The organism is Streptomyces sp. NPDC048269 (assembly GCF_040652395.1).
GTDB lineage: Bacteria > Actinomycetota > Actinomycetes > Streptomycetales > Streptomycetaceae > Streptomyces.
On the sequence record NZ_JBEZLW010000007.1, the window covers coordinates 111,236 to 126,682 of the forward strand.

The 15,447-nt window shown below is 73.3% G+C and carries 14 protein-coding genes; 9 read left to right on the forward strand and 5 right to left on the reverse strand.

The features are described 5' to 3' along the window. Positions 1–40: 40 nt before the first annotated feature. Positions 41–526 (forward strand): VOC family protein, encoded by a 486-nt coding sequence (locus AB0D48_RS10645; RefSeq protein WP_362393360.1) that lies wholly within the window; start codon positions 41–43, stop codon positions 524–526. Positions 527–541: 15 nt separating this feature from the next. Here the strand turns inward: AB0D48_RS10645 and AB0D48_RS10650 are convergent, their stop codons facing one another. Beyond that, positions 542–1,273, reverse strand: a complete 732-nt coding sequence (locus AB0D48_RS10650) for a Sir2 family NAD-dependent protein deacetylase (RefSeq protein WP_362393363.1) — start codon at positions 1,271–1,273, stop codon at positions 542–544. 179 nt (positions 1,274–1,452) lie between these two features. On the opposite strand from AB0D48_RS10650, the gene AB0D48_RS10655 reads away from it, so the two are divergent. The 3 genes from AB0D48_RS10655 to AB0D48_RS10665 are packed head-to-tail and all read left to right on the forward strand — an operon-like array spanning position 1,453 to position 3,737. Then, positions 1,453–1,896, forward strand: coding sequence for a hypothetical protein (locus tag AB0D48_RS10655; RefSeq protein ID WP_362393366.1), 444 nt, complete (start codon positions 1,453–1,455; stop codon positions 1,894–1,896). Between the two features lie 42 nt (positions 1,897–1,938). Next, a complete protein-coding gene (locus AB0D48_RS10660) occupies positions 1,939–2,892 on the forward strand; it encodes an ATP-grasp domain-containing protein (protein WP_362393369.1) in 954 nt (317 codons plus the stop codon). Then, positions 2,889–3,737 (forward strand): GNAT family N-acetyltransferase, encoded by an 849-nt coding sequence (locus tag AB0D48_RS10665; RefSeq protein ID WP_362393372.1) that lies wholly within the window; start codon positions 2,889–2,891, stop codon positions 3,735–3,737. The genes AB0D48_RS10660 and AB0D48_RS10665 overlap by 4 nt, the downstream gene beginning before the upstream one ends. 74 nt (positions 3,738–3,811) lie before the next feature. Here the strand turns inward: AB0D48_RS10665 and AB0D48_RS10670 are convergent, their stop codons facing one another. Next, entirely contained in the window at positions 3,812–4,255 is a 444-nt protein-coding gene (locus AB0D48_RS10670) for a subtilase-type protease inhibitor (RefSeq protein ID WP_362393375.1), read from the reverse strand. A gap of 330 nt (positions 4,256–4,585) precedes the next feature. On the opposite strand from AB0D48_RS10670, the gene AB0D48_RS10675 reads away from it, so the two are divergent. Both AB0D48_RS10675 and AB0D48_RS10680 read left to right on the forward strand, forming a co-directional pair. After that, complete coding sequence (locus AB0D48_RS10675; RefSeq protein ID WP_362393378.1) at positions 4,586–5,323, forward strand: ABC transporter ATP-binding protein; 738 nt, start codon at positions 4,586–4,588, stop codon at positions 5,321–5,323. Continuing rightward, on the forward strand, positions 5,317–7,761 hold the full coding sequence (locus AB0D48_RS10680; protein ID WP_362393381.1) for an ABC transporter permease: 2,445 nt from the start codon (positions 5,317–5,319) through the stop codon (positions 7,759–7,761). Before AB0D48_RS10675 ends, AB0D48_RS10680 begins: the two co-directional genes overlap by 7 nt. Here the strand turns inward: AB0D48_RS10680 and AB0D48_RS10685 are convergent. After that, positions 7,753–8,229 carry a cyclic nucleotide-binding domain-containing protein gene (locus tag AB0D48_RS10685; protein ID WP_362393384.1) on the reverse strand — a complete coding sequence of 159 codons (477 nt, stop codon included), beginning with the start codon at positions 8,227–8,229 and terminating at the stop codon, positions 7,753–7,755. The genes AB0D48_RS10680 and AB0D48_RS10685 overlap by 9 nt on opposite strands. 138 nt (positions 8,230–8,367) lie before the next feature. Then, positions 8,368–8,670, reverse strand: a complete 303-nt coding sequence (locus AB0D48_RS10690) for a hypothetical protein (RefSeq protein ID WP_362393387.1) — start codon at positions 8,668–8,670, stop codon at positions 8,368–8,370. Positions 8,671–8,885: 215 nt separating this feature from the next. Between AB0D48_RS10690 and AB0D48_RS10695 the strand changes: the two genes are divergently transcribed. After that, entirely contained in the window at positions 8,886–10,814 is a 1,929-nt protein-coding gene (locus tag AB0D48_RS10695; protein ID WP_362393390.1) for a cellulase family glycosylhydrolase, read from the forward strand. 184 nt (positions 10,815–10,998) lie between these two features. Further along, complete coding sequence (locus AB0D48_RS10700; RefSeq protein ID WP_362393393.1) at positions 10,999–13,731, forward strand: DNRLRE domain-containing protein; 2,733 nt, start codon at positions 10,999–11,001, stop codon at positions 13,729–13,731. 91 nt (positions 13,732–13,822) lie between these two features. On the opposite strand, the gene AB0D48_RS10705 is transcribed toward AB0D48_RS10700, so the two are convergent. After that, entirely contained in the window at positions 13,823–14,233 is a 411-nt protein-coding gene (locus tag AB0D48_RS10705; RefSeq protein WP_362393396.1) for a DUF3224 domain-containing protein, read from the reverse strand. Between the two features lie 119 nt (positions 14,234–14,352). Between AB0D48_RS10705 and AB0D48_RS10710 the strand changes: the two genes are divergently transcribed. Next, positions 14,353–15,351, forward strand: a complete 999-nt coding sequence (locus AB0D48_RS10710; RefSeq protein WP_362393399.1) for a transcriptional regulator — start codon at positions 14,353–14,355, stop codon at positions 15,349–15,351. Positions 15,352–15,447: the final 96 nt, after the last annotated feature.

Below are 15,447 nucleotides of genomic sequence, written 5' to 3' on the forward strand. Positions count from 1 at the left end.
GAACGGTAACCACCGTCCACACACCGGCCTGGAGGCAGAGATGAGCGGCAACGGTTTCACCACGTGTCTGTGGTTCGACGGCGACGCGGAAGCGGCCGCCGACTACTACCTGTCCGTCTTCAAGGACGGCAAGATCGGCCGGATCGGCCGCTACACGGATGCGGGCCCCGGGCAGGCGGGCTCGGTGATGATCGTCGAGTTCGAGATCAACGGGCAGAAGTTCATCGGTCTCAACGGCGGACCGCAGTTCCCCTTCACCGAGGCGATCTCCTTCCAGATCCACTGCGCCGACGAGCCCGAGGCGGACTACTACTACGACGCCCTGACCAAGGACGGCCAGGAGTCCGCCTGCGGCTGGGTCAAGGACAGGTTCGGGGTGTCCTGGCAGGTCATCCCGCCCGGTGCCATCGACCTGGTCAGCGACCCGGACCCGGAGCGGGCCGCCCGGGCCACCGGCGCCATGATGAAGATGAAGAAGCTGGACGTGGCAGAAATGCGCCGGGCGGCCGACGGGTTCTCGGGCTAGGCCCCAATCTCCCGTTCAGCGGTCGGCGGTGATCCGGGCCAGGAGCGCCGGCAAGGCGGTTCCGATCGGCTCGCGCACCACCTCGTCGGCGAGCGCGTCGTACGGGGTCTCCTCGGCGTTGACGATGATCAGCCGGGCCCCGGCCTCCGCCGCCATCCCGGCCAAGGAGGCGGCGGGCTGCACCTGGAGCGTCGACCCGACGGCGATGAAGACCTGGCACCCCTTGGCCACGGCCATCGCCTGCCCGAGCACGTGCGGGTCGAGCCGTTCGCCGAACATCACGGTCGCCGCCTTGAGGATCCCGCCGCACCGCAGGCACGCGGGATCCGGTTCCCCGGCGGCGACCCGGGCCAGCGCCTCGTCCATGCCCGACCGGGCGTGGCAGGCGGTGCACACCACCGACCGGGTGGTGCCGTGCAGCTCGAACACCTTGCGCGCGGGCATCCCGGCGAGCTGGTGCAGCCCGTCCACGTTCTGCGTGATCACCCGCACCGGGGTGCCGCCGCGCTCCAGCTCCGCCACGGCCAGGTGCGCGGCGTTGGGCCGCGCCCCGAGCGCCCCGAGCTCGGCGCGCATCAGCCAGGACCGGCGCCGGATCTCCGGATCGGCCATGTAATACGCGTAGGTCACGAGCTTCTCGGCGTCGGGCTCACGCCGCCACAGGCCCTGCGGCCCCCGGTAGTCCGGGATCCCGGAATCGGTGGACATCCCGGCCCCACTGAACACTGCGACGAGCGGCTTCCCCATACGCCGACCCTACGTAGGGGTCCCCCGCGGCCGCGACCGCATTTCTCCCTCCACGTTCACCCGTCTGCCATCCCTCTGCGCCCTCCGCCGACGTTCCTGCGGTGAATCCCGCCCTCCACTGGGGTGAGATCCGGGCCGCGCCCCTCCCCCCGGCACCCACGGGCGGGTACAAACCCGGCATGAAGCTCAAGCCGTACAGCCTTGGCGCCCTGCTGCTGACCCTGCTGGCGCCGGCGGCCCTGTCGCCCGTACCCGCTCTCGCCGCGCCGGCGGCCGTCCAGGCGGCCGTCCCGGCCCCGCCGATGCACACCGCTGACGCGATCGGCCGCTTCCTCGCCGGTTTCTACGGCGATCACGGCCCCTCCCACCAGGACCGCGAGAGCCGCGTCTCGCAGGTGCTCAAGGACAGACAGAAGGAGACCCCGGACGTCGACGTGCTCCTCTGCGGGCAGAACGAACCGATGGCCATCGCCATCGGCCCGGTCACCGTCGCCCAGTCGGCCGCCGTCGGCTGGGCCACCGTCACCACCCACTGGGAGTCCGGAGAGACCGATACCTTCACCGCCTACGTACGCCTCGACTCCGAGCCCATCCGGCTCGACGACGTGATTTGCGCGGGCTGAAAACCGTACGGTGATCCACGGCGCCGTCCGTAGGGTGGGGCCATGCCCGCGACGACCACACCCGCCACCACGGCCGTCCTGTACTGCCGCGACCCGCTGAACGAGCGCCGGGTCGACGCCCACTTCGCGGCGGAGGCCCGGCAGGTTCGCGAGGGCGGCGGCACGGTGCTGCTCCTCGACCACGACGCGCTGCTCGCCGGGGACGCCGAGCGGGCCGTCGCGCGCGTGCCCGCCGGGTCGGGAGCCGTCTGGTACCGGGGCTGGATGATCCCCTCCGGCCGGTATGCCGAGCTTGACCGGGCTCTGCGCCGGCGCGGCGGCGAACTCGTCGTCACCCCCCAGGCGTACCGCCGGGCCCACGAACTGCCCGGCTGGTACGAGGCGTTCGCCGGGCTCACCCCGGTCAGCGGCTGGCTTCCGGCGCGGCCGGGGCAGAGCCCGGAACCGGCGCGGCTCACCGCGCTCGCGGCGGACCTCCCACCGGGGCCCGCCGTCGTCAAGGACTACGTGAAGTCCCGCAAGCACGAGTGGGACGAGGCCTGTTACGTGCCCGATCTGGCCGACTCGGCGGCCCTGCACCGCGTGGTGAGCCGCTTCGTCGAGCTCCAGGACGAGTTCCTGGCGGGCGGGGTGGTCCTGAGGGCCTTCGAGTCCTTCGTCGCGCCCGAGGCGGCGGCCGCCGAGGTACGCGTGTGGTGGCGGGACGGGGTGCCCCGGCTGGTCACCGCCCACCCCGACAGCCCGGTCGCCGAGGCCGGGGCGCCGGAGCTGGAGCCGGTCCGTGCGGCCGTCGAGGCCCTGGGCTGTCCCTTCGTGACCACGGACCTCGCGCTGCGCGCGGACGGGGCGTGGCGGGTGGTCGAAGTGGGCGACGGGCAGGTCAGCGACCTCCATCGGGAAGCCGACCGCGCGGTGTTCGCAGCGCTCCTGACGACCGGTCAGGCCCCGCTGCCCCCGGGCGCGTCCCTCACGCATCTGGTACAACACCGGGCATGACGGGATTCGAGATCACCGGCGCGAGCGCCGCCGACATGGACATGATCCGGGGCTGGGCCGACGAGGAGGGCTGGAACCCGGGGGACACGGACCGGTTCGCCTTCGCGGTCGCCGACCCGGAGGGCTTCCTCGTCGGCCGGCTCGACGGCGAGCCGGTGGCCTGCGTCTCGGCGGTCCGCTACGGCGCAGGCTTCGGGTTCATCGGCTTCTACATCACCCGCCCCGCGTTTCGCGGCCAGGGATACGGCATCAGGCTCTGGCACGCAGCGATGGAGCGGCTGGGCGGGCGGCTCATCGGGCTGGACGGGGTCGTCGAGCAGCAGGACAACTACCGTAAGTCCGGCTTCCGTCCGGCCTGGAACAACGTCCGCCACGAAGGTGTTCCGCACGGAGCGGCGGCCGGTGCCGACGGCGTCGAGGTGGTGGACGCGGCCGCGCTGCCCTTCGGACAACTCGCCGCCTACGACCGCCGGTTCTTCCCGGAGGCGCGCGACGCCTTCCTCTCCGCCTGGACCGCTCTGCCCGGCCGGACGGCGCTGGCGGCCGTCCGGGACGGCCGGATCGAGGGGATCGGCGTCATCCGGCCGTGCAGCGGAGCCTCCCGGATCGGCCCCCTGTACGCGGCCACCCCCGGCGTCGCGGCCACTCTGCTGCGGCGGCTCGCGGAGCAGGCGTCCGGCGGTCTGGTCTCCGTGGACGCCCCGGACGCGAACCCGGAGGCCGTCGCCCTGCTCAAGGGCCTCGGGCTGGTCCCGACCTTCGAGACCGCCAGGATGTACACCGGCCCGGCCCCCGAGCTCGAACTGCCCGGGATCTACGGGGTCACCAGCCTCGAACTGGGCTGACCCCCGCGCGGCGAGCCCGGCCGGGCGGCTGTCGGCGTGCCGCCCGGCCGGTCGTCGCACGCGCTGGGCGGGCGTCAGAAGTTGAACAGGACACCGTTGGCGCTGCGCAGACCGCACGGGTTGCCGAAGGTGTGGTCGTAGGTCAGCCGACGGCCCTGCCACACTCCGTCGGCCGTCACGGTCATGGGGTTCCACTCCTTGGTGCAGGCGGCGTCGGGCCCGGGCGCCGCGAGGACGTCCATCCGGGCCGCGTTCGCGCGTAACTCGGCGCACGCGCCGACCGGGTTCGGGTGCGTGCCGCTCGGCGTCGGCGCGCATACCAGCGTCACCGCGCGCAGCACCGTACCGGCCTCGGTGTCGTCTCCGGCGGTCACCCCGAGCACGAGCGCGGACGGGGCGTACAGGCTTGCCGTGCCGGAAGGAGCGGCTCCGGCCACTCCGGGCCAGGCCAGCGCAGTGAGCGCGGTAAGCGCCATGGCGGCGGAACCGAGCCCGAGACCCCTGGTGATGGACCGCATTTCGAACACTCCCTTGGGTTGTTGTTTCGGATAGCGGACAGAGTCTTGCTCACACGGGCCGTGAACGCCCGTTCGGACACCCATTTTTCGTCACCTATCGTGTACGGATGACTGCAGACCGCAGCGGTGCGACCGGGGCTGACCTGTGCGGGAGCGGGCCGCCGAAACGGCCGAACACCGACCGGGAGACACGCCTGAAACCTTTGCGAAAGGTGCCCGCAGCGGCTCTGGGACCCCTCAAGGCGGCGTCGGCGGGGTAGGGCCGGCCCTACCCCCAGGACTCGGTCTGGACCCGCTGTGCCGAGCCGCCCGCCCGGGTTGGGTGGAGGCATGGCACACGACGCGATCCAACTCAGAGACCTCAGCAGGGTGTACGGCGCCGGCGACCAGGCCGTCACCGCCCTCGACCGGGTATCCCTCGACTTCCCCCAGGGCACCTTCACCGCCGTCATGGGCCCCTCCGGCTCCGGCAAATCCACCCTGCTGCACTGCGCGGCAGGGCTCGACCGCCCCACCTCCGGCACCGTGACCATCGGCGGCACCGACCTCACCGGGCTCGGCGAGACCCGGCTGACCCTGCTGCGCCGGGACCGGATCGGCTTCGTCTTCCAGGCCTTCAACCTGCTGCCCGCCCTCACCGCCGAGCAAAACGTCGCCCTGCCGCTGCGCCTGGCGGGCCGCCGCCCCGCCAAGGCCGAGGTCCGCGAGGTCCTGGCCCGGGTGGGCCTGGGCGACCGGGCCCGGCACCGGCCCACCGAACTGTCCGGCGGCCAGCAGCAGCGCGTGGCCCTGGCCCGCGCCCTGATCACCCGCCCCGAGGTGCTCTTCGGGGACGAGCCCACGGGAGCCCTGGACTCCACCACCGGCCGTGAGGTGCTCACCCTGCTCCGGACCATGGTCGACACCGAGCGCCAGACGGTCGTCATGGTCACCCACGATCCGGTGGCCGCCTCCTACGCCGACCGCGTCGTCTTCCTCGCCGACGGCCGGCCGAGCGGCGAACTGACCGGGGCGGGTGCCCAGGACATCGCCGCGCACATGACGCAGCTGGAGGCCGCGCCGTGCTGAGCCTCGCCCTGCGCACCCTGCACACCCGCTGGGTCACCTTCGTCGGAAGCTTCACCGCACTCGCCCTCGGCGTCGGCCTGATCGCCACCATGGGCCTCGGCCTCGCCGCCACCCTGGAGGGCCCGCAACGCCAGCCGGAACGATTCGCCCAGGCGCCGGTCGTCGTCAAGGGCAACGACACCCTGCGCGTCCCGACCGAGCACGGCGAACGCACCGGGAAGCTCGCGCACCCGCAGCCCGTCGCCCCCGAAACCGCCCGGAGGATGGCCGCCCTCGGCCCCACCACCGAGGACCGCTCCTTCCCGGTCCGCGCGGACGGCGGACCGAAGAAGCTGGTCGGCCACCCGTGGTCGGTCGCCGCCTTCGCCCCGTACACCCTCGCCGCGGGCCGCCCCCCGCAGTCCGACGCAGAGGTCGTCACCACCGGCTGGGCCCGGCCCGGCGACCGGCTGACCACCGACCGCGGTCCCGCCATCGTCGTCGGCACCCTCGCACCTCCCGGCGGCGGACGCGGCTTCGAGGACGCCGTCTTCTGGACCGACGCCCGCGCCGCCCGGATCTCTCCCGTCGTCGACCAGCTCGTCGTCGCCGCGGACCCGGCCGCCGTACGGGCCGCCGTCGGGCAGGACACCTCGGTCCGGGTCCTCACCGACCGCGACCGCCGCTTCGCCGACCCCGACCCGGAGCGCGACAGCGAAGCCCTGCTCGCCGTCAACGCCATGCTCGGCACGTCCGGCGGGATCACCGCCTTCGTCTCCGTGTTCGTCGTCGCCTCCACCTTCGCCTTCGCCGTCGCCCAGCGCCGCAAGGAGTTCGCCCTGCTGCGCACCGCCGGAGCCACCCCGCGGCAGATCCGCCGCACCGTGTTCGCCGAGGCGCTGCTCCTCGGAGCGGTGGCCTCGGCGGCCGGCTGCGTCCTCGGGGCGTACGGGGCACCCGTACTCGCCGCGTACACGGTGGAGGCCGGGATCGCACCGCACTGGTTCGCCATCGGCGACGCCACCTGGCCCTTCCACCTCGCCTTCTGGACCGGCCTGTTCGTCTGCATGGCCGGAGTCGTCGCCGCCTCCTGGCGGGCCGGCCGGGTCGGCCCCGTCGAGGCGTTGCGCGAAGCCGCCGTCGAGACGCGGATCATGACCGCGGCCCGCTGGACCTCCGGCGCCGGGCTGCTGCTGACCGCCCTCGGCACCCTGGCCTACGCGCTGCTCGCCGATCCGTCCGACCTGCTCCACCGCAAGACCTACATCAGCCGCCCGATGCTGCTGATCGTCGCCTTCGCGCTGCTGGCCCCGGTGCTGGTCCGGCCACTGGTCCGGCTCATGGGCTGGCTCCCGGCCCTCCTGCCGGGGGCCGGCGGGATGCTGATCCGGGAGAACGCGGCGGCGGGCATCCGCCGTACGGCGGCCATCGCCGCGCCCGTCCTGGTCACGGTCGCCCTGGCCGGATCCCTGCTCGGCACCACCGCCACCCTGAACGAGGCCAGGGCCGCGGAAACCAGGCAGCACACCACTGCCGACTTCGTGCTCACCGGCGGTGCGGGCGGCTTCGACCCCACCGCCGTCGAGCGGGTGCGGGCCGTACCCGCGACCGAGGTCTCGGCAAGTGCCCCGACCGCCGTCCACGTGGTGGAGGAGGGCGTGGCACTGATCCGCTCCGACGCCCGCGCCGTCGACCCGGCCGCCCTCGCCCGGACCACCGAACTGCCCGTCACCGCGGGCCGGGTGGCCGACCTCGACGACAACTCCGTCATCGTCACCGAGGAATGGGAGCGGCACACCGTCGGATCCACCGTCGACGTCCGGCTCGGCGACGGCAGCCGCAAACCGCTGCGGATCGCCGCCGTCATGAGCATCGGCACCGGGAACAACGGGGCCTACATCACCCCGGCCAACGCTCCCGGCGCGCGAGTGGACCGGATCGACGTACGGCTCGCCCCGGGCGCGGACGCCGCCGCCGTCGGCTCCGCCCTGGCCGAGGCCGCCCGGCAGGCCGGGGGACGCGTCCTCACCAAGGACCAGTGGGTGGCGGCCGAATACCCCGAGACCAAGCGCACCACCCGGATGGGTCTGCTGCTCGTCCTCGGCATCGCCCTGCTCTACACGGGTATCGGGCTCGCCAACACCCTGGTCATGGCCACCTCCGAGCGGGCCGGGGAGTTCGCCGCGCTGCGGCTGGCGGGCGCCACGCGGTGGCAGGTGCTGCGGCTGGTCGCGGGGGAGTCCCTGACGGTCGTCCTCGCCGGAGCGGTCATGGGCGGCCTCGTCGCCGTCCTGAACCTGGCCGGGATCCGGGCCGCCCTGGGCCTGCTGGGCGTCCGCAGCGGCATGGTGATCCCGTGGGACGCCCTCGGCGCGACGGCCGGCGCCTGCGCGGCCCTGGCCGTGGTCTCCGCCGCCGTCCCGGCCGGGGTGCTGCTGCGGCGGCCGGCGCTACTTTGACGAAACTCCCCAGGTCGCCGCGGCGCGCGGGGCGTAGAGGTCGAGGAGACGGGTGCGGGTCTGGTGCAGCCGAATGGCCAGCACCCGCCCGACCCAGTGGCCGATCGCAGACCCGAAAGCGGGATCGGCGTCCATGAGCATCCGCACGTTCGTGGCGTCGAACTCGTACGCCCGCACCGGCGTCATCGCCTCGGCGCTCAGCTGCCACACGTACGGCGGGAACAGCCACGACCAGCCCACCAGCTCACCGGGGCCGAGGTTCTCCACGGGGGTGGGCCGGCGGCCGGACGAGGGGATCTGCAGGGTCACCGTGCCGGAGCGGACGATCCAGAAGGACTCCGCCGCGGACCCTTCGTCGAAGATCCGCGCGCCTTCGGAGAAATTGACCTCACGGGCCTGAGCCATCAGCCGGCCACGATGTTCGGTGGACAGCACGGCAGCCATCCGGACGGGGGAAGGTGTGCTCACGACGGCCTCCGATCACGACCCCCCACGGCGCACTGCTACACCCAGTGTCGCCGACGCACGCCCGATCGAGACCGCAACGGCCGGTGCTTCTTCCGGACCGGCCCCATCCGGCCGTCCCGCCCGTCCCGGCGGGGCCGGCTACTCGTCGGCGTTGGCCTCCAGACAGGCCAGCTCCATGGCGTCCAGCACCGCCTCGTTGCTGCGCCCGCTCAGCTCGGCGACGTTCTCGATCTGCGCCGTCGCCCAGGCCGACAGCGTCATCGCCAGGACACGGAGCCCGTCGGTGCCGTAATCGGCCAGGATCGCGTCGGCGACGACCATGGCGTCCTCCGGCACCTGTTCCGGCGGTTCGAGGCCCGCGAGACCGCGCAGCATGGCGAGCGTGCGGCGGGAAATCTCCGGCGTCATCCCCGCCAGCCGCATGTCCTCTTCTTCGTCCATCCCGCCCCACCCTCCGGTGCCGTGCCCGTCCCCTCAGGGAACGGTAGAGGGGCGCGGCGCCGCGCGGGGCCGTTTCGCCAGGGTGACCCTGCGTGAAGGGGGTGGGCGCCGACGGGTTCCGATCGACCGCCGGGCTTCCGCCGGCCGCCGACCGGCCGGTAACTTGACCGCGGCAACCGCCCGCTACGGGCGCCGCGACCCCTGGCAGGAGCGAGATGAAGAGCCTCTTACGCGTGGTCCTGGGCACCCTGCTGCTCCTGGCCGGCGCCCTGCCCGCCCCGGCGGCGACAGCCGCAGCGCTCGCCGCCGGGGCGGCCGCGACCAGTGCGGGGCCGGAATCCGCCGAGAGCTGGACCCCTCCGCTGTCCACCCGGGGCCGGTACATCGTGGACGCGCGGGGCAACCGCTTCCGCCTGCGCTCCGGCAACTGGGACGGAGCCCAGGGCTCATGGAACGGTTCGGGCGACCGCACCGACCCCGCCACGCACCACAGCGGACAGGACTCGCACGGCATCCCGCTCGGCCTGGACCGGGTGCCCCTGCCCACCCTCGTCGCCGACTTCCGCGCCCTCGGACTCAACAGTGTCCGGCTGCCCTTCTCCAACGAGATGCTCCGCACCACCACCCCGGTCCCCGACGCGGCCGTCGCGGCCAATCCGGGGCTCCGCGGCCGCACACCGCTCCAGGTCTACGACGCGGTGGTCGCCGCGCTCACCGACGGCGGCTTCGCCGTCATCCTCAACAACCACACCGTCACCACCCGCTGGTGCTGCGGTCTCGACGGCAACGAACGCTGGAACAGCGGCCGCACCACCGCCCAGTGGGCCGACGACTGGGTCTTCCTCGCCCGCCGCTACCGGGACAACCCGCGCGTGGTGGGCGCCGACCTCTACAACGAGGTCCGCCGTGACGTCCTCGACGACCCCAACTGGGGCCTCGGCGACAGCCACGACTGGCACGCCGCCGCCCAGGAGGCCGCCGACCGCATCCTCACCGAGGCCAACCCGGACCTGCTCATCGTCGTCGAGGGCATCAACTGGACCGGCCTGCCCGTGGACGGCTTCCCCCACGGCCGCCCCACCCTCACCCCCGTACGCACCCTGTCCCACACCCTGGTCGTCTCCCACAAACTGGTCTACTCCGCGCACTTCTACGGCTACACCGGACCGCGGCACAGCGGTGCGACCGGGATCGGCGAGACCAGCGACCTCCGCTACCAGGACATGACCGCGGCCCAACTGGAACAGACCCTCTATGACCAGGCCTTCTTCGTCTCCGCCGAGACCGGTACCCACTTCACCGCCCCCGTGTGGATCAGCGAGTTCGGCATCGGAGCCGACGAGACCGGCGCCGCGCCGCGCGCCTGGTTCGACCGCCTCACCGGCTATCTGACCCGCTCCGACGCCGACTTCGCGTACTGGCCCCTCGTCGGCTGGAGCACCAGCGCGCACGGCACTCCCGGCGGCGACACCTGGGCCGTGCTCCGCTACGACGCCACCGGCCGCCGGTCCGGCGTACTCGACACGGGCGACTGGCGCACCGCGCACTGGTCCCCGCTCGCCACCACCCCCGGCCGCGCCGGGCCGGTGGCCGCGACCCCCGCCTGGTACCAGCTGACCACGGACCACCGCGACCACAACGCGTCGCTGCTGACCCGGGCCGGCGGCGACTGGGACAGCGGGGCCCGCAAGGCGGTCTGCCCCGACGGCGCCCGCCTCGCCGGGCTCGGCCACACCGGCGGCCGCGGTCTGTGCACCAGTTCCGACCTGCGCGCCCCGACGGGCGGACCCACCGTGGTACGGGATGAGACGTACGTCCCGCCGGGCGGGGACTGGGCCACCGGCTACACCAAACTCCAGTGCCCGGCCGGCGATTTCCTGATCGGCTACAGCCTGCGGGGCGAGCGTGTCTCGGCGGCCCTGTGCGCCCCGGCTCGCACCGCCCTCCCGGCCGGCGGCCGTACCCTCTGGTTCGACCGCGGCGACAACCGCCCGGCGGGCGGCCCGGGCGGCGACTTCTCCTCCGGGCACTACAAGGGCCAGTGCCTGCCCACCGAGTACGCGGCGGGCATCGCCTTCACCACCCGTGCCGCCGCCCGCCCCTCCCCGGCCGCCCTGCTCTGCCGTCCTGTGCCGGGTGCCTGACACCGGCCGGGCGCAAAGGCGCGGCGCGATTTGGCATCCGATGCGTCAAGTGGGATGAACAGCGCCGAGATCCGTCCTAGGGTGCGCCCGTACGCATGGCTGCGGACGGCTGTTCGGCGGTTTCCGGCCATGGCTCACCCGGCCGCGCCCCACACGGCCACACCGCACACGAACTGGGGGGTTCATGCGTAGATCCAGAGGGCTGGCGGCCGCTCTCGCCCTGTCCTTGGCCGGAACCGGCGCGGGCATCGGCCTCGGCCTCGTCCAGCAGGCGGCGGCCGTCACCCCGCCCGTCGCCTTCACCGCCGACGCCCTGCCGACCTGGCAGCCCAACGGCGTGGTCTGGGCCCTCGCCGAGGCGGGTGGCAAGGTCTTCGTCGGAGGCACCTTCTCCGCCGTACGCCCGCCCGAGGGCGCCGCCGGCAGCGCGCAGCCGGCGGTGAACTTCGCGGCGCTCGACGCCGCGACCGGCGCCCCGACCTCCTGCCAGCTGTCCTTCACCGTCGGGGGTGGCACCGCCACCGTCCGCGCGCTCACCCTCTCGCCGGACAAGCAGACCCTGTACGCGGGTGGCTACTTCGGCGCCGTCAACGGAACCCCCGTCTCCAGCCTCGCCGCCATCGACGTGGCGAGCTGCACGGTCAAGTCCGCGTTCCGGCCCGCGTTCGCCGCCACGGTACGGGCCCTCGCCGTCACCGGCGACACGGTCTATGCGGGCGGCGACTTCCTCAGCGTCGCCGGCCAGCAGCGCGAGCGCTTCGCGGCGGTCGACGCGGCCGACGGAGCCCTCAGGCCCTTCACCGCCCACGCCGACGAACCCGGCCGCGCAGTGGAGGTCACCCCGGACGGCAACAGCGTGGTGCTCGGCGGCGACTTCTTCACCGTCAACGGTACGAACACGCACGCGCTGGCCGTCGTGAACGCGACGAGCGGCGCGCTCGCCAAGTCCTACCCCGGCTTCATCGAGACCAACTCGGTCGTCAAGGACATCGCGACCGACGCGACCGGCTTCTACACCGCCAACGAGGGCACGGGAGGCGGCGTCTTCGACGGCCGGATCGCGCTCGACCTCGGTGACTTCAACCAGCGCTGGCGCGACACCTGTCTCGGCGCCACGCAGGCCGTCATGCCGTACCAGAGCGTGCTCTACAGCGCGTCGCACGCCCACGACTGCTCCAGCGTCGGCGAGTTCCCCGACGGGCAGCGGCACCACCTGCTCGCCCAGCCCACCAGCGGGACCGGCAAGCTGGGCTGGGCCCCCGACACCAACGACGGCATCGGCGAGGGCATCGGCCCGCGCGTGATGACGGTCGGCTCCAAGGGCGGCGTGCAGTACCTGTGGGTCGGCGGCGAGTTCACCACCGTCAACGGCGCGGCGCAGCAGAGCCTGACGCGCTTCGCCTCCACCGGGGACACCGGCGCGCCCACCGTGCCCGTCGCGAGCGCCGTCAGCTTCAAGCCCGGCGAGGCCCAGGTGCGCTGGCGCACCAGCCTCGACCTCGACGACAGCGCGCTGACCTACAAGGTCTACCGCAACGGCGCGGCCACGCCGATCGCCACGGTCACCGCGGACTCGCTGTTCTTCCGGCGTCCGCAGGCTTCCTGGACCGACACCAGCGTCACGCCGGGCCAGTCGTACACGTACCGCGTGACGGCGACCGACGCGGCGGGCAACACCAGCGCCCTGTCGGGCACCGCGAGCGTGACGGTCCCGACCTCGGTGGACGGCTACCCGAACCAGGTCCGCACCGACGGAGCCCAGCAGTACTGGCGCTACGACGAGTCCGCCCTGCCCTTCGCCGCCGACTCTTCGGACGGCGGCAACCAGAGCGGTGTGCACCTGAACGCCCCCGCCCTGCGCCAGACCCCCGGTGCGGTCCCCGGCGCGAGCACGGCGATCGGTTTCAACGGAACGGACACCCAGGTCTACGGGGACAAGCGCCAGACGGTGGGTGCCACTTACACCATCGAGACCTGGTTCAGGACGAACACCACCCGTGGCGGCAAGCTCTTCGGCTTCGGGAACAACCAGTCCCGCGGCAGCAATCAGTACGACAAGCACATCTACATGACCAATGACGGCCGACTGGTCTACGGCGTCTACACCGGTGCGACCCGCACCGTCACCACCAGCGCCGCGTACAACGACGACATGTGGCACCACGTCGTCGCCACCCAGGGCCCCGGCGGGATGACCCTCTATGTGGACGGCGCCCAGAAGGGCACGCTGAACGTCACCACGCACGAGAACTTCTCGGGCTACTGGCACGCCGGAGGCGACAGCCTCGGCGGCTGGCCGGACCGCCCGACCAGCGAGTACTGGGCGGGCCGGCTCGACGAGACCGCCGTCTACCCGACCGTGCTGAGCGCGGCGCAGGTGCAGAAACACTACGCCCTCGCCACCGCGCCGGCTGATTCGGTGGTCCAGGTGACCGCCGCGGAGGACACCTACGCCAACGCGGGCGCGCCCGACGCCAACTACGGCACTTCGAGCTCGCTCGCCGTGCGCGGCACCTCGTTCTACACGAGCTACCTCCGCTTCAACCTGCCGGCCGCGCCCGCGGGCACGGTTCTGAAGTCGGCGACCCTCAGCGTGAAGACGAGCACGATGAGCGGCGCCGGCACGGCGGACACCGTTTCGGTCGTCCCGGTCACCGGCTCGTGGACGGAGGGCGGGACGACGTACAGCAACCGCCCCGCCCTTGGCGGTCCGGCGCTCGGCGCCTTCGCAGGGATCCCCGACGGCTCCGCGGTGCACACCACGGCGCTGAACGCCCCGACCCTCGCCGCGGCTCTCGGCTCCGGCTACAGCATTGCCCTGACCAGCGCCGGTACGGACGCACTGTGGCTGTGGTCCTCGGAGGCTCAGGCCAACGAGGGCACCCCGCAGCTGACGCTGACCTTCGGCGCTCCGTGAAGTAGCGGCAGCCGGGCAGCCGGGCATGTGGGGGCGCGGGCCGTTCGGGTCCGCGCCCCACGCATGCCTGCGAGCGGCGGCGTGCTGGGACTCAGGCGATGTCGTACGTGAAGGTGTACTCCACGGAGGACTCGCCGTGCCGGGAGGTGAACCCGCCGGAGCCCGTCAGTCCGGCGAGATCGCCGGTGCCGGAGCCCGGCACCACCTCGAAGCGGCAGACGGTGCCGGCCGGGTCGAAGCTGCCCCGCTCCTCCAGCACGAAGGTGCCCTTGCGGCCGTCGACGCTGCCGGAGAGCAGTTCCATGCCCGTGTACGTGCCGACGTTCTCCCCGGTGTAGGCGATCGTGTACGCGCAGGCGGTCCGGTCCGCCTCGACGCCGCCGGTGAAGCAGTTGGTGACCTCGGCGTGGGCGAGGCGCGGAGAGGTCTCCGCGGGGCCGACCGGACGCTCCTGCCAGTCGGTGAAGGTGAAACGGCCGCCGGTCTCTACGGGCGTGGGCATGGTGATCCTCTCGGCGGGGCCCGGACGGCTCATCCCCGTCCGGGTCGTTGTCCGGTCTGTGCCCTCAGGCTGGCAGCCGTACCTGACACCTCCTGTCAGGTACGGCGACAATGAGTGCCATGCGCGCCGACCGACTCCTCTCCCTGCTCCTGCTCCTGCAGAACCGCGGCCGGATGACCGCGCCCGAACTCGCCGAAGAGCTGGAGGTGTCCGTCCGTACCGTCTACCGCGACGTCGAAGCGCTCGGCACGTCCGGAGTCCCCGTCCTCGCCGACCGCGGCCCGGCCGGCGGGTACCGGCTGGCGGACGGCTACCGCACCCGCCTCACCGGCCTCACCGACGCCCAGGCCGGTTCCCTCTTCCTCGCCGGGGCCCCCGGCCCCGCGCGGGAACTCGGCCTCGGCGCCGAGCTGGCCGCCGCCCAGCTGAAACTCCAGGCCGCGCTCCCCGCCGCGCTCGCCGGCCGGGCGAGGATGATCCAGGACCGTTTCCACCTCGATGCGCCCGCCTGGTTCCGGGACGCCGACCCCGTCCCGCACCTCGCGCGGATCGCCCAGGCCGTCTGGGACCAGCGGGTCCTGCACACCCACTACCGCCGCTGGGGCGGCGAGGTGCACCGCGCGCTGCATCCCCTGGGCCTCGTCCTCAAGGGCGGCATCTGGTACCTCGTGGCCCGGGCCGTGGACTCGGTGGACTCGGTGGATACCGGGGAACCGGTGGACTCCGTCCGGACGTACCGGGTCTCGCGGTTCCTGGCGGTGGACACCTCGCCCGACGCCTTCGAGCGGCCCGCCGGATTCGAACTCGCCGGATACTGGCGGGAGTCCACCCGCCGTCTGGACGCCGTACTCCACCAGCAGACCGCCGAGCTGCGGCTCTCGCCCCGTGGGCAGCGGCTGCTGCCGATGCAGTTCGGCGCGGCCGGGGTACGGGCGCTCGCCGACGCCGGGCCGGCCGACGCGGAGGGCTGGGTACCGGTCCGGCTCCCCGTGGAGTCCGAGGCCGTCGCGGTCGGCGACCTCCTCCGGCTGGGCACGGAGGCCGAGGTCCTCGGCCCGCCCGAGCTGCGCTCGGCCCTCGCCGGCACGGTCGCCGCGCTCGCCGCCCGCTACCGCTGACCATGCCCGGGGCCGCTTCGACGCGCACCGGGCGAAGGAAGGACGTCGCGGGCCGCGCCCGGGCTTCCCCCCGGCCCGCGGCGCGGAGGAGGCCGC

Bases quoted from the DNA above. Each gene is read 5' to 3' on its own strand.
- AB0D48_RS10710 (WP_362393399.1), top strand. From the start codon at position 14,353: ATGCGCGCCGACCGACTCCTCTCCCTGCTCCTGCTCCTGCAGAACCGC.
- AB0D48_RS10670 (WP_362393375.1), bottom strand. From the start codon at position 4,255: ATGCGGTCCATCACCAGGGGTCTCGGGCTCGGTTCCGCCGCCATGGCG.
- AB0D48_RS10705 (WP_362393396.1), bottom strand. From the start codon at position 14,233: ATGCCCACGCCCGTAGAGACCGGCGGCCGTTTCACCTTCACCGACTGG.
- AB0D48_RS10650 (WP_362393363.1), bottom strand. From the start codon at position 1,273: ATGGGGAAGCCGCTCGTCGCAGTGTTCAGTGGGGCCGGGATGTCCACC.
- AB0D48_RS10695 (WP_362393390.1), top strand. From the start codon at position 8,886: ATGAAGAGCCTCTTACGCGTGGTCCTGGGCACCCTGCTGCTCCTGGCC.
- AB0D48_RS10645 (WP_362393360.1), top strand. From the start codon at position 41: ATGAGCGGCAACGGTTTCACCACGTGTCTGTGGTTCGACGGCGACGCG.
- AB0D48_RS10655 (WP_362393366.1), top strand. From the start codon at position 1,453: ATGAAGCTCAAGCCGTACAGCCTTGGCGCCCTGCTGCTGACCCTGCTG.
- AB0D48_RS10690 (WP_362393387.1), bottom strand. From the start codon at position 8,670: ATGGACGAAGAAGAGGACATGCGGCTGGCGGGGATGACGCCGGAGATT.
- AB0D48_RS10665 (WP_362393372.1), top strand. From the start codon at position 2,889: ATGACGGGATTCGAGATCACCGGCGCGAGCGCCGCCGACATGGACATG.
- AB0D48_RS10660 (WP_362393369.1), top strand. From the start codon at position 1,939: ATGCCCGCGACGACCACACCCGCCACCACGGCCGTCCTGTACTGCCGC.
- AB0D48_RS10675 (WP_362393378.1), top strand. From the start codon at position 4,586: ATGGCACACGACGCGATCCAACTCAGAGACCTCAGCAGGGTGTACGGC.
- AB0D48_RS10700 (WP_362393393.1), top strand. From the start codon at position 10,999: ATGCGTAGATCCAGAGGGCTGGCGGCCGCTCTCGCCCTGTCCTTGGCC.